The sequence below is a fragment of the Sphingobium rhizovicinum genome, assembly GCF_042647625.1.
GTDB classification, from domain to species: Bacteria; Pseudomonadota; Alphaproteobacteria; order Sphingomonadales; family Sphingomonadaceae; genus Sphingobium; species Sphingobium rhizovicinum.
The window spans coordinates 2875815-2889636 of record NZ_JBHRVU010000004.1 but is presented as its reverse complement, the minus strand read 5'-3'; the positions used below and the strand labels follow the sequence as shown (position 1 = coordinate 2889636).

The window sequence follows — 13822 nt, the reverse complement described above, 5'->3', positions numbered from 1 at the left end:
GAGTGTTTCCGATGAATAATCCCGTTCGCATGCCGGGCCTTGGCGCCAGCCGGTCGGTCGATACCGATGCCGGCCTGCGCGCGCATATGCTGGGCGTCTTCCGCAATATGGGCCTTGGCCTTGTCATCACCGGCTTGGTTGCAGCGCTGGTCGGCAATACGCCCGCTCTGGCCGCCGCCATCTATGGCACGCCGCTCAAATGGGTGGCGATCTTCGCGCCGCTGGCCTTCGTCTTTTTCTTCAGCTTCCGCATGGAGAAAATGACGACGTCGACCGCGCGCACCGCTTTCTACGCCTTCGCCGCCGTGATGGGCGTGTCGCTGGGCAGCGTCTTCCTCGTCTTCACCGGCGGCAGCATCGCGCAGGCCTTCTTCTCGGCCGCGGTCATGTTCCTCGCCATGGCGCTCTGGGGCTACACCACGCAGCGCGACCTGACGAAGATGGGCAGCTTCCTGATGATGGGTTTGATCGGCATCATCGTCGCCAGCCTGATCAACCTCTTCATCGGCTCCTCGGCGATGGCGATGGTCATCTCGATCATCGGCGTGGTGGTCTTCACCGGCCTCACCGCCTGGGACGTGCAGCGCATCAAGTCGGAATATTTCTACTATGCCGGCCATGAAGTCGCAGGGAAGATGCAGGTCATGGGCGCGCTGTCGCTCTATCTGAACTTCGTCAACCTGTTCCAGATGCTGCTCAGCCTGACGGGCGAACGCGAATAATGCGCGATCCTGCTCAGCTGTCGGCGATGCTCTGTCCGGTCTGTCATGTCGGTTTGGCGATGACGGACCGGCAGGGGGTCGAAATCGACTATTGCCCGCAGTGCCGGGGCGTCTGGCTGGACCGGGGCGAACTGGACAAGATCATCGAACGATCCGGACAGGCGAGCGCCCCCACGCCCCAACCCGCACCCTTCGCCCAGCAAAGCTATCGCCCGGACCGGGACTATCGGGATGACGGGCGGGGCTACCCGAAGAAGCGCAAGAAGAGCTTTCTCGAAGAGCTGTTCGATTAAGGAAAGGCCGGTCCCGATGGGGCCGGCCTTTTTCGTCGGTGCGAAGTAAGGAAGAAAGCGGCGATGCCGGCTTTCGCTGGGATGACGGGTAGCTTATGGCGAGCTGATGCAGCGATTGAGGAATTGGTTGGCGCAAGAGTTTGCGACCCTTGGGCCAAACAAAGTCTCGATTATCCTCTTTCCCCTCCTTCTCTTAGCTATTCCCATCGCTGCGCGCCGTGAATTGTTCTCCAGCCCAAGGAGTTTGACAGCCTACTGTATCACGGCCGGCTTGATAGCCTGCTGGTGGGGTTGCGAAATCCTGCGGGCGATAGTCCGCGCGAAGGATCGTCGCGGGCGCTAATGCGCCGCGCCCCAACTCGGCCCCGTGCCGATCTCCACGCCCAGCGGGACGCTCAGTTTCACGATCGGTTCGGCCGCCGTCTCCATCACCTGCCGGATGACCGCGCTGGCTGCGTCCACATCGCCTTCGGGCAGTTCGAACACCAGTTCGTCATGCACCTGCAGCAGCATCTTCACATTGGGCAAGCCCGCCGCCTCTAGCGCCGGTCCCATACGCGCCATCGCCCGCTTGATGATATCCGCGCTAGTGCCCTGAATGGGCGCGTTGATCGCGGCGCGTTCGGCGCCCTGTCGTTCATGCTGGACCGATGCCTTGATGCGCGGGAACCAGGTTTTCCGGCCGAACAAAGTCTCGGTGTAGCCCCGCTCGCGCGCCTTCTCGATCGTCTCGTTGATATAGATGCTGATGCCGGGGAAGCGTTCATAATAGCGGCTGATCATGTCCTGCGCTTCGTCCGCGCTGATCTCCAGCCGGCCGGCCAGCCCCCAGCGTGAAATGCCGTAGAGGATGGCGAAGTTGATCGTCTTGGCCCGGCCGCGCGTATCGCGATTGACCTCGCCGAACAACTGCATCGCGGTGGCGGCGTGAATATCCTCGCCATTGGCGAACGCGTCTTTCAGCGCAGGCACGTCGGCCATATGGGCAGCCAGCCGCAATTCGATCTGGCTATAGTCCGCCGCCAGGATGACATTGCCCTGCTCGGCGACGAAGGCGTGGCGGATCTGGCGGCCGACTTCGGTGCGGATCGGGATATTCTGAAGGTTCGGATCGGTCGAGGAGAGGCGGCCCGTCTGCGCGCCGGTCAGCGAGTAGCTGGTATGGACGCGGCCGGTATCCTTGTTGATCTGCGCCTGAAGCGCGTCGGTGTAAGTGGACTTCAGCTTCGATAGCTGCCGCCATTCCAGCACCTTGTCCGCGATCGGCGCGCCCTGCGCCTTCAACTGCTCCAGGATGGTGACGTCGGTGGAATAAGCGCCCGACTTCCCCTTCTTGCCGCCCTTGTACCCCAGCTTGTCGAACAGGATCGCGCCAAGCTGCTGGGTGGAGCCGATGGCGAAGGGCTGGCCGGCAATCTCATGAATCTCGGTTTCCAGCGCCGCGATCCCGGCGGTGAATTCGGCCGACAGGCGGGACAGCGCTTCGCGATCGACCTTGATCCCCTGATGCTCCATGCCCGCGATCACGCTGACCAGCGGCCGGTCGACCAGTTCATAGACGCGGTTGGCGCCCTCATTGGCGATGCGCGTCTTGAACCGTTTCCACAGGCGCAACGTGACGTCGGCATCCTCGGCCGCATATTCGGTGGCGCGGGGCAGGGGCACTTCGGCGAAGCTGATCTGGCTCTTGCCCGTGCCGACCACTTCCTTGAAGCTGATGCAGGTGTGATTGAGGTGGGTCTTGGCCGCCTCGTCCATACCATGCCCCGCCAGCGACTGTCCGGCATCCAGGTCGAAGCTCATGACGATTGTATCGTCATAGGGGGCGATCTCGATGCCATGGCGGCGCAGGACTGTCAGGTCATATTTCAGATTCTGGCCGATCTTGAGGATGGAGTCATCCTCCAGCAGCGGCTTGAGCTTTGCGATGACCAGTGCCTTGTCCAACTGCTCCGGCCGCTCGGCGAACATGTCGGTGCCGCCATGGCCGACCGGGATATAGCAGGCCTTGTTCGGCCCGGTCGCCAGGCTGATGCCGACCAGCTGGCAGGACACGGCGTCCAGCATGTCCGTCTCGGTATCGACCGCCACCAGACCTTCGGCATAGGCAGCGGCGATCCAGCGGTCGAGTGCCTCTTCCGTCACCACGGTTTCATAGAGACTGCGGTCGATCGCGGGTTCTTCCGCTGGCGCCGGGGCGGCGGGCGCGGCCGTTGCGCTGGCCGTCGCGGTCGCTGCTGCCGGGGCCGCAGCGGCAGGCGCGCCGAGGCGGTTGAGCAGCGTCTTGAAACCATGATGCGACAGAAATTCCTGCAAGGGTTCCTTGGGGATGCCCTTGAGCGTCAGATCGTCCAGCGGTTCGGGCAGGTCCATACTGTCATGCAGCGCCACCAGCCGCCGCGACAGCCGGGCCATATCGGCATGGGCGATGAGATTTTCCTGCATCTTTGATTTCTTCATCGCAGGCGCAGCTTCCAGCGCGGCCTCCAGCGATCCATATTCGGTGATCAGCTTGGCCGCCGTCTTTGGGCCGATGCCGGGGATGCCGGGGACGTTATCGACGCTGTCGCCCATCAGCGCCAGCACATCGCCCAGTTGTTCAGGCTGAACGCCGAACTTGCCGACCACATAGTCCGCGCCGCGCCGCTCATTCTTCATCGTGTCGTACATGTCGACGCCGGGCTGGATCAGCTGCATCAGATCCTTGTCGGAGCTGACGATGGTGACATGCCAGCCAGCGCGCACGGCGGCCTGCGTATAGCTGGCGATAATGTCGTCGGCCTCGAACCCTGCTTCCTCGATACAGGGCAAGGAAAAGGCGCGGGTCGCGTCGCGGATCATGGGGAATTGCGGGACCAGATCTTCCGGCGCTGGCGGACGGTTCGCCTTATACTGGTCGTACATGTCGTTGCGGAAGGTGTGCGATCCCTTGTCCAGCACGACCGCCAGATGGGTCGGCCCTTCCGCCTTGCCCAGTTCCTCCGCCAGTTTCCAGAGCATCGTCGTATAGCCATAGACCGCGCCGACCGGCTGGCCATGCTGGTTGGTGAGCGGGGGAAGCTGGTGATAGGCGCGGAAGATATAGCCGCTGCCATCGACGAGGTAGAGATGATTCTGGGTCATGGCGCGCAGGGATAGCGCCCCGCAGCCTTCAGGACCAGTCGCGCGTCAAAGCCTCTGCCGTGGCGTCCATCAGGCGCGGTTCGCCGCTGCCGGTCAGCGCATAGGACATGTCGCCGCGCCGCCAGTAGGCGACTGATTCCGTGCCTTCCTGCACCGCATCGGGCCGTTCTGGCGCGCGGCTGCGATCGCGCAGGGCAAAGAGCGAGAAATTCTGCCCGCCCTCCGTCTTCACCGCGATCACCAGCGCCGGGCCGCGTTCGGTGGGGAAGAGCTGAACGTCGGTCACGCGCCAGTCGTCGGGCAGATGCGGCATGGCGATGCGCGTATTGGACGCGATTTCGCGAGCGTCATAATGGGGCGTTTCCACCTGGGAAACCATGGCCGCGCGCATCATGGCGATGCGATGCGAATTGACTGCATAATCGACATAGTCGGGCGGGCCGGATGGACGCAGGAAGACCAGCGCCAGACCCGCCGCCGCGGCGAGCGGGGCGACCAGCGGCAGGGCGCGGCGCCAGTGCGGTCGGGGCGGCATGGCCGCCATTTGCGCCGCCGCCTGCGCCATTGCGGAGGAGGGCGGGGCGACCGGCGGGGCCATCATCTGAAGCGCGCTGCGGGTCGACAGGTCGGCCATCACCTGCGCCGCCTGATCGGGATTGCGGGCCAGATGGGTTTCCACCACAAAGCGGCGGGGCAGGTCCAGCTGGTCATCGACATAGGCGTCGATCTCCAGCGCGCTCACATCATTGGTCATCGCGTCCTCCCACAATCCGCAGGCGCGATCCGGCGCCGGCCCCTTCGCGCAGCGCGGCGCGCGCCCGTGACAGGCGCGACATGATCGTGCCGATCGGCACGCCCAGCACGTCCGCGGCCTGCTGATAACTCATCCCCTCGATCGCGGTCAGGTGCAGCACGCCGCGCTGGGGTTCCGGCAGGGCGCTGAAGCCCTGCGCGACCTCGGCCAGCCGCATATATTCTTCCTGCTGCGGATCTATGCTGGATAGCAAGGTTTCGGCAAAACGGTCGTTGCGGCGCGATTCCGCCGCCTGCCGCCTTTTGCCGGATACAAAGACATTGTGCACGATCGCCAACAGCCAGCGGGTGCGGCTGCGTTCGGGCTGATAGGTCGCCTTGCGCTCGATCGCGCGGAGCAGGGCGTCCTGCACGACATCGTCGGCATCGGCGTCATCACGGGCGAGCGCGCGCGCATAGCGGCGCATCGCCAGCAGGTCTGCCTCCATATCGCGCCGATCGTCCATCACCGCCCCTTATCCCGTGCCGGCGCGCGGCGGGCAAGCGGGCAGGCGCAGCGGCGGCGCGCGGTGGGGCAGCAGGCCGGCATAGGCGCGCACCACATCGTCTAGCACATCGTCCCAGCGATAGCCCGCCGTCGCTTGCGCCGCGGCCTGCCGCAATGTGGCGAGGCGGGCGGGGTGACGCATCAGCATGGTCGCGGCGTCGGCATAGCTTTGCGCATCGGCAGGCGGCAGGAGCAGGCCGGTGCGGCCATGGTCGATGAGGGCGCTGGCGCTGGGCACATCGGCCGACAGCACGGCCAGGCCCGACGCCATCGCCTCCAGATTGACGTTGCCAAAGGCTTCGGTGACGCTGGGGTTGATCAGCAGGTCGGCGCTGGCGACCGCCCGGCCCAGCGCTTCACCCGCCAGATGGCCGGCGAAGGTGGCGTTGGGCAGGCGCTGCGCCAGCCAGCTGCGCGCCGGGCCTTCGCCCACGATCAGCGGTCGGACAGCATGGCCCTGCGCCCGGATCGCCATAATTGCATCGGCAAAGACGCCCAGCCCCTTTTCCAGCACCAGTCGCCCGAAGAAGAGGGGGACGATGTCGCCTTCCTCATAGCCATGGGCGGCGCGGAAGGCGGGATCGCGCAATGCGGGCGAAAAGCTCAGCGGGTCGATCCCCCGGCTCCAGATCGCGACCCGATCCGCGCCATGGCGGGTTGCCATCTCGTCCCGGATCGGCGGGGTGGGGGCCAGGATCAGGTCGGCGTCGCCATAGAAGCGGTCGAGATAACGCTCCATCGAGCCGCGCAGGAAGGAAAGGCGATAATAATCGAGATAGGTTTCGAACCGGGTGTGCAGGCTGGCGACCACCGGGATGCCGCGCGAACGGCCATATTTCTGCGCCTGCCGCCCCAGCCGGTCGGGGCAGGACAGGTGGATGATGTCGGGCGCGAAGGCCGCCAGATCGCGGCGCACCCCCTTTGTCAGGCCGATGGCGACGCGATATTCGGGGCGGCCGGGAATCGAGAGCGAGGGGACCGACCGCACATCGCCGACCGACTGGAAGGCGGGCACCGGCGCGGTCGGCGAATAGATGCGCACATCCATGCCCGCCCGATGCAGAAGATGGCCGACCAGTCGGTTGAGCGCGCGATTGGCGCCATCGCGCACGCAATCATAATTGCCGGAAAACAGCGCGACGCGGATTGGCGGAGGGCTGGCGCGGCCGGGGCGCAGGGGGACGACATTATGGTCGGCCGGAAACGGACTATGGGCATTCATGACCGGCTTACGCCTGTCGCGGGACGTTTATTCCCCCGGCCGTTCGTCGCTTAGCTTCGCATATTTCCCGTAAAATTCGACATTTTGTTGCGCTCGCCTGATCCTATCGGAAAGGGGCGATGATGTGAGGAGAAAAGTGCGGGCCCGATTATGACGGTGGGGCGTCCTGTAGGACAGCGGCCCGCCCTGCGCGATCAGCGGTGATCGCGGTTCAGGCGGCCAGTCGCAGGAAGGGCACCGGCTCGGTCGAGCGGAGCACGATCGGCTTGCCTTCCGACGCCTCGAACAGTTCGCCGTCCAGAATGACGCTGCTCTTTTCGCCTTCGATGCGGATGATGTCGCCCTGTTCCAGATGGATGCCCTGCATCTTGCTCTTGCCCATGCGGTTGAACAGGCTGGCCCAGACGAGGCGGAGCACGGCCGGCAGGCTCTGGTCGACGGCCATCAACTTCATATTGCCACGACGGCTGTCGCCCGGTTGCACGCCCAGCAGCAATCGTTCCAATGTCGTGACGATCAACACCGCAAAGCGCCCCACCAACTGCCCGTCGCGGATCAGCGAGATGCGCACCGGGCTGCCCGAGGGCGGCAGGAAACGGGCGCGGATGCCGAACAGGAGCGACAGCACCACCGCGACGGCCGTGATGAAATGGCTAAGGCCATTGGACAGGCCCAGCGGATAAATCTGGTTGCGGCAATAGAGCATGGTGTCGGCCAGCCCCGCGCCGCCCAGGAACATGCCCAGCACCGGCCGCGTCTCCGCCTGCCCGTCCGACAAAGCGATCAGTTCGCGCGCGACGACATGATCGTCCACGCCCGCCTTGGCGATCTGCACGATCCGCTCCAGCGCCTTGATGGGATCGCCATGGATGCCCAGGTCCAGCGCAATCAGGTTAGTCTTGCCATTGGGCAGCACCGCGATCGGCGGCACCCGGCCCTTGAAATGTTCGCCCTGATAGAGTTCGGTCAGCGACGCCTGCACCGTGCCGTCGCCGCCATTGATGACGATGACGGCCGGATTGACGCGGGCGATCGTTTGGAACGCCCGGCCAATCTGGTCGACCTGCTCCACCTCATAGTGGAAGATGTCGGGATTGCTGGCGCAGTAACTGCGCACGCGCGGAAGCGTCTGCCGGTTGCCCGTGGATTTGGGATTGGACAAAAGGGCGACGCTTACCATGGGGGCCGATCACATATATTTGAGGTTGATCGTGATTTTCGTCACGCCCGGCCCGGCATGGAAGGCCGCCTTCTCCACCCCGGGCTTGCCCAGGTTGAAGATGCTGATCGACGGATTGTTGGAAAATCCGCCGCCGTCGCGCGAAATGTCGGTCTTGCCATTGCCATCGCGGTCGTGCCGCACGGCGATGCCATATTCGCCGGCCTTGGGCACCGGCACGCAAAAGCGCATCGCGCCATTCGCCGCCCGGACCGGCACGTCGATTCGATTGATCCACTCGCCCTTGGTCAGCCAAGCGGCCTTGGTGGCGGGATAGGACTGGATTCGCACCTTGCCGGTGGCGGCGGCGAAGCCGCGCACATCCACCAGCACCGCCGGCCCACGGGCATCGGCGCCGCAGCGTTCGAGATCGTTGGCGATTTCCTGCCCATGGGCCATGGCCGGGACCGCCGCGACCAGCGCGGCTACCGACATCAGACCATATGCAACTTTCAACATGACCATCAGACTCCTGGAAGCTATAGCCGACCGGATGGACCGGACGGCTTGCCCCTGTTCGCCCCGCTTACCTGACTCGCATATGGGATGGGTTTGCGGCCAAATCATGGTGATGGAACGACGACTTAGAGAATGCTGACCGCCACCGACCGTTATCTCGCCCGCCTGATCGCCCTGCCGATGCTCGGTACGCTGGTGATCGCCGCGATGCTGTTCATGCTCGACAAGATGTTGAGCCTGTTCGATTTCGTCGCGGCGCAGGGCGGCCCTGTCAGCGTCGTGTGGCGCATGCTGGCCAATATGCTGCCCGAATATATGTCGCTCGCCATCCCGATCGGGCTGATGCTGGGCATATTGCTGGCCTTCCGCAAGCTGGCGACGACGTCGGAACTGGATGTGATGCGCGCGGTGGGCCTGTCCTACGGCCGGTTGCTGCGCGTCCCCTATATGTATGCGATCGCGCTGGCGCTGATCAATTTCGGGCTGGTCGGCTTCGTCCAGCCGCTGTCTCGCCATGCCTATGAGGCGCTGCGCTTCGAATTGCGTTCCGGTGCGCTGGGCGCGTCGATCAAGGTCGGCGAGTTCACCACGCTGGGCAAGCGCATGACGCTGCGCATCGAACGCAGCCGGGACGAAGGCCGCAATCTTCAGGGCATTTTCGTGCGGGCGGTCAGCCGCAATGGCCAGTCGGTCGCGGTGACGGCGGCGCAGGGCACGTTCCTGGCCACCGACGATCCCGACACCATCATCTTCCGCCTGCGCGACGGCGTGCTGGTGAATGACGGGCCGAAGTACCAGACGCCGCGCATCCTCTCTTTCTCCAGCCACGACCTGCCGATCGACCTGCCCAAGATCGAGAATTTCCGCGGCCGCGACGTGGACCGGGAAAAGACGATTCCCGAACTGGTTGTGATCGGCAAGAATCACCAAACTCCCGACAAGCTGCGCAATGAAGTCCGCGCCAATTTCCACTATCGCATGGTGGAGGTTGTGTTCATGATGCTGTTGCCGCTTGCTGCGCTGGCCTTTGCCATACCGCCAAAAAGATCGACATCGGCGCTGGGCGTCTTTGTGTCGATCATCTTCATCGTCACCTATCACAAGATCAACCAATATGGCGAAAGCGTCGGCGCGCTGGGCAAGGTCGATCCCATCATCGCGCTGTGGGGGCCGTTCGTGCTGGCCTCCGCACTGGTGCTCTGGATGTATCATGTGATCGCGCACCGCCCCGGCGGTCAGCCGATCGGCGCGTTGGAATATGCGTTCAGCAAGATCGGCAAGCAGGCCGCCCGCCTGCTGCGCATGGGCCGCCGGCGCGGTTCGGCTTCGTCTGCCGCGGAAGGAGCGGCCTGATCCCATGAATCTCGATTTCTTCCCGTCGCGCCAGGTCAGCTTCTACATGATGAAGCTGTTCTTCACCCGCACCTTCGCCGTGCTGACGATGCTGGTGGCGATCCTGCTGACGCTCGATCTGCTGGGCGAATCGGGCGACATCCTGGCCTATGCCGGCAATGGCGACGCGCAGCTGTGGCATTATGCCGGGCTGCGCGCGCCGCAAATTGCCGCCACATTCCTGCCATTTTCGGTGCTGCTGGGCACGCTGATCATGCTGGCGACGCTTAACCAGAACAGCGAAATCATTTCGATGAAGGCGGCGGGCCTGTCCGCGCACCAGATTTTGGCGCCGCTGGTGGTGGCGGCGCTGGGCGTTTCGGTGCTCAGCTTCCTCTTCAACGAACGGATCGTGGTGCGATCGACGGCGGCGCTCAGCGCCTGGCAGGCGGTCGATTATGGCCCGGTTCCCACCGACAGCGGCGTGAAGGCCAATCCGTGGGTGCGTGACGGCAACAACCTCGTCAACGTCGCGATCGTTGCCGGGCGCGGCACGGCGGTCCAGTTGCGCAAGGTGGAGATCTACAACCGCATCAACAACAGCCTGACCACCATCGTCCAGGCGCCCAAGGGCCATTATGACGCAGCGAACAAAAGCTGGGTGCTGGAAAATGCCCGCCAGTTCGATGTCGCGCGGGGCACGATGAAGAATGTCGGCACCGTCCGCTTCGGCCGCGATATTCGGCCCGACCAGTTCACTTTGGCCAAGGTCGATCCCGATGCGCTGACCTTCACCGAATTGCAGGCTGCGATCACCGACCTGCGCGACGCGGGGCGGCCCACGGCAGAGCTGGAGGGTAATCTCTGGCACAAGATTTCCGGGCCGCTTTCGGCCATGCTGATGCCCATATTGGGGTCGGTCGCGGCCTTTGGCCTGGCGCGGTCGGGCCAGCTATTCCTGCGCGCGGTGATGGGCATGGCGCTGGGCTTCGCCTATTTCGTGGCGGACAATTTCTCGCTCGCCATGGGCAGCCTTGGCGCTTACCCGCCGCTGCTTGCCGCCTGGTCGCCCTTCTTCCTGTTCCTGCTGGTCGGGGAAACGGTGCTGTTCCGCACCGAAGAGTGATTTCGAGGGCGATGGCTCATCGCACGCCCTGGAAAACGGAAACCCGATTATAGCTCAAAATAAAAGGCCCCGGCGACCAAGGGACGTCGCGCGGGGCCTCCATGGGGGCGTTCCGACCCGCTACAAGGGGGAGGGGTGGGACCGGAACAACCCCGATATAGGGGCGGCAAATCCCGTTTCAAGGCGCAACTGAAAAATTGTTGGAAGCAATGGCCGGGAGGTGGCCTGCTAGTGATGCGGTGCTTGTCCGCCATTTGCCGGTCGCACAAAAAAAAAGGGGCGCCCGATAGCCCGGACGCCCCTTCCTTCGTGACGGTGGGAGCCGTTGTCAGAGGATCATACGATCGGATTGAACCGCATCATCCTCTGGAAGTCTTTTTGTTTCGCATCGCTTCATGCCAAAAATCGGTGCCCATTTTTGGCGCGATGCTTTACGCCTTGTAGACCTTGTCCACGGCGGCGCGGAACTTGGCCATGTCGTCGGCTGAACCGACGGTGACGCGCGAGACATTGGGCCAGATCGGCCAGTTGCGGCCGATCTGCACCTTTTCAGGGGTCGCGAACAGGGCGGCCTGCATCTCCTTGGCCGGCTTCTTCCAGTTGACCATGAACATATTCGCCTGGCTGCCGGGCTGCACTTCGATGCCCTTCTTGGTCAGCCACGCGATGGTTTCGTCGCGGTTGCCGATCATCTCTTCACGGCGCGCCTTGATGAGGGCGGCTTCCTTGTACACCGCATTGCCGCAGTGCATGGCGGTGATGGCGAGGCCGCCGGCCGAGGGACCGAACAGCGAGATGCGCTTTTGCACTTCAGGGTCCGCGAAGGTCAGGCCAAGGCGCACGCCGGCCATGCCGAACAGCTTCGAGAAGGTCCGCATGACAATGATGTCCTTGCGGTTGCCGATCAGCGAAGCGGCGCTGGGCGCTTCCGAGAAGTGGATATAGGCTTCGTCCACCAGCAGCATCGAGTCGGCGGGCTTGTTGTCCAGCAGCCACTTGATGTCGGCCAGCGGGGTGATGGTGCCGGTCGGGTTGTTGGGGGTGCAGATATAATAGAGGCCGGCGTTCGGGTTGGCGGCCAGCATCGCCTTCACATCATGACCCTTGCCGATCGCCTGGGGCGCCTTGGCAATGGGCGCCTTCATGTAATCGGCGGTGCGCCAGGCGGATTCGAAGGTCGGATCGGCAGTGACGAGGCCCTTGGTCGGCGAGCAATAGGCCGCGACGATGCTGACCAGCGGGCCGCCCGAGCCGGGCCAGGGCATGACCTGCGTTTCAGGGATGCCCTCGACAGCGGCGACGGTCTTGATCAGGTCGCCCTTGTAATTGTCGGGGTCGTACCAGTTGCCGAACGAAGCGGCTTCGGCGGCGGCCTGAACGCCCGAGGGGAAGGGGCCGGTCCAGCATTCGTTGGAGCCGATGCGCACTGCGCCCTTGACGCCGCGTGCGGCCTGCTGCTGCGCCATGGCGCTGCCGCTCAGCAGCGAACTTGCGGCGACGCCGGCGCCCAGCAGCGCGGCGACCTCGCCCAGCTGGCGGCGCGAATAGCCGCGTTCGATCAGATCTTCCTGCGCATCCTTGTTCAGCATCATGGTCATGTCGTCCGTCCCCGTCTGAATAGCGGTGTCTAAACACGTTCAAATCACATGGGACGAAACGAAAGGGCGGCGCATTTCCACAATGCGCCGCCCGTCGTTTTTTACTTTCCTGCGGAAAATCTTACGGCGCCGCTACGGGATGGGCCTCTTTCGGCGCATCCCGCAAACAGGTCAGGCCTTCCAGACCTTGTCGATGGCGGCGTTGAACTTTTCCATCTCTTCCATCGATCCAACGGAAATGCGCGAGATGTTGGGCCAGATCGGCCAGCTGCGGCCGATCTGCACATTCTGCGTCATCAGCGCGTCCATCATGCCCTTGGCGGGCTTGCCCCAGTCGACCATGAACATGTTCGCCTGGCTGCCGGGGATGACCTTGATCCCCTTGGCCTTCAAATGGCTGACGGCTTTTTCGCGGGCGGCGTTCATTTCGGCGCGGCGCGCCTTGATCAGACCTGCCTCGGTGATGGATGCGGTGCCGCAGGCGACGGCGGTCATCGGCAGCATGCCCGTCACCTGTCCGCCGTCATAGCGCATCATCTTTGCCATGAGCGCGGGGCTGGCGAAGGTGAGGCCAAGGCGCATGCCGGCCATGCCGAACAGCTTGGAGAAGGTGCGCAGGATCAGCACGTCGTCGCGCGTGGCGGCGAGCTTGGCGGCGTTGGGACCGTCGACCCAGTGGATATAGGCTTCGTCGACGACCAGGATCGCGTCCTTGGGCTTGTTGTTGGCCAGCCATTCAATGTCGGCGATCGGCGTGACGGTGCCGGTCGGGTTGTTGGGCGAACAGATATAATAGACGCCGGCATTGGGATCGGCCGCCAGCATCGCCTTGACGTCGTGGGCATAATCCTTGGTCAGCGGCACCTTCGTCACCTTCGCGCCCAGCCAGGCGCCGGTGCGCCAAATGGCTTCATAGGTCGGATCGGCGGTGACGATGCCCCGCGTGGGCGATGCATAGGCGACGGCGACGCGGCTCAAGGGATCGGACGAACCGGGCCAGGCGACGACGCGGTCAGCCGGAATGCCTTCGACCGAGGCGACGGCGTCGAACAGCTTTTGATGTTCATTGTCCGGCTCATAGCGATTGCCTTCCTTCACCAGCTTGAAGGCGGCTTCGGCGGCGACGGGAAAGGGGCCGGTCCAGCATTCGTTGGCGCCGATGCGCACCGCGCCGACAACCGCCTTGGCCGCCTGCTGCGCGCCGGCGCCGGTGACGTGAATGGCGGCAGCGCCGGCGCCCAGCAGCGCGGCGGCCTTCGCCAGCTGGCGGCGGGAATAGCCGCGGTCGATGAGATCCTGTTCAAATGCGGGTTCGAGTTGCGTGGCCATGTCCCATTTCTCCCTGCGGGCCTGTCGACGGCCCGTTCGATCCGTTGGACGATTGTACAGAATGTTCCCGCCATGCAAATAAGCTCTGATCAACAATAT

At 64.0% G+C, this 13822-nt stretch carries 12 protein-coding genes; 4 read left to right on the top strand and 8 right to left on the bottom strand.

The window, feature by feature from the left end; translation table 11 throughout:
• Positions 1-11: 11 nt before the first annotated feature.
• Positions 12-722 (top strand): Bax inhibitor-1/YccA family protein, encoded by a 711-nt coding sequence (locus ACFOKF_RS15085; RefSeq protein ID WP_380796648.1) that lies wholly within the window; start codon positions 12-14, stop codon positions 720-722.
• Positions 722-1015: a TFIIB-type zinc ribbon-containing protein gene (locus ACFOKF_RS15080; protein WP_380796646.1), complete on the top strand. Its 294-nt coding sequence runs from the start codon at positions 722-724 to the stop codon at positions 1013-1015. Before ACFOKF_RS15085 ends, ACFOKF_RS15080 begins: the two co-directional genes overlap by 1 nt.
• Before the next feature lie 339 nt (positions 1016-1354).
• On the opposite strand, the gene polA is transcribed toward ACFOKF_RS15080, so the two are convergent.
• From polA to ACFOKF_RS15050, 6 genes are all read right to left on the bottom strand, one after another.
• Positions 1355-4138 (bottom strand): DNA polymerase I, encoded by a 2784-nt coding sequence (gene polA, locus ACFOKF_RS15075; protein ID WP_380796645.1) that lies wholly within the window; start codon positions 4136-4138, stop codon positions 1355-1357.
• 28 nt (positions 4139-4166) lie between these two features.
• Complete coding sequence (locus ACFOKF_RS15070; RefSeq protein WP_380796643.1) at positions 4167-4892, bottom strand: anti-sigma factor family protein; 726 nt, start codon at positions 4890-4892, stop codon at positions 4167-4169.
• Positions 4882-5397, bottom strand: a complete 516-nt coding sequence (locus tag ACFOKF_RS15065) for a sigma-70 family RNA polymerase sigma factor (RefSeq protein ID WP_380796641.1) — start codon at positions 5395-5397, stop codon at positions 4882-4884. The genes ACFOKF_RS15070 and ACFOKF_RS15065 overlap by 11 nt, the downstream gene beginning before the upstream one ends.
• Positions 5398-5406: 9 nt before the next feature.
• Entirely contained in the window at positions 5407-6660 is a 1254-nt protein-coding gene (locus ACFOKF_RS15060; RefSeq protein WP_380796640.1) for a glycosyltransferase family 4 protein, read from the bottom strand.
• Between the two features lie 211 nt (positions 6661-6871).
• Positions 6872-7840: a diacylglycerol kinase family protein gene (locus tag ACFOKF_RS15055; protein WP_380796638.1), complete on the bottom strand. Its 969-nt coding sequence runs from the start codon at positions 7838-7840 to the stop codon at positions 6872-6874.
• 9 nt (positions 7841-7849) lie between these two features.
• Positions 7850-8344, bottom strand: a complete 495-nt coding sequence (locus tag ACFOKF_RS15050; protein ID WP_380796637.1) for a DUF2141 domain-containing protein — start codon at positions 8342-8344, stop codon at positions 7850-7852.
• A gap of 126 nt (positions 8345-8470) precedes the next feature.
• Here ACFOKF_RS15050 and lptF point away from each other — a divergent pair, with 126 nt between their 5' ends.
• Positions 8471-9691 (top strand): LPS export ABC transporter permease LptF, encoded by a 1221-nt coding sequence (gene lptF / locus ACFOKF_RS15045; RefSeq protein WP_380796635.1) that lies wholly within the window; start codon positions 8471-8473, stop codon positions 9689-9691.
• A gap of 4 nt (positions 9692-9695) precedes the next feature.
• The gene (lptG, locus tag ACFOKF_RS15040) at positions 9696-10796 is read left to right on the top strand and encodes an LPS export ABC transporter permease LptG (RefSeq protein ID WP_380796634.1); all 1101 of its coding nucleotides are present in this window, start codon (positions 9696-9698) and stop codon (positions 10794-10796) included.
• Positions 10797-11227: 431 nt separating this feature from the next.
• Here the strand turns inward: lptG and ACFOKF_RS15035 are convergent, their stop codons facing one another.
• Both ACFOKF_RS15035 and ACFOKF_RS15030 read right to left on the bottom strand, forming a co-directional pair.
• Positions 11228-12394, bottom strand: coding sequence for a pyridoxal phosphate-dependent aminotransferase (locus ACFOKF_RS15035; RefSeq protein WP_380796632.1), 1167 nt, complete (start codon positions 12392-12394; stop codon positions 11228-11230).
• A gap of 171 nt (positions 12395-12565) precedes the next feature.
• Complete coding sequence (locus tag ACFOKF_RS15030; protein WP_380796630.1) at positions 12566-13723, bottom strand: pyridoxal phosphate-dependent aminotransferase; 1158 nt, start codon at positions 13721-13723, stop codon at positions 12566-12568.
• Positions 13724-13822 lie beyond the last annotated feature (99 nt).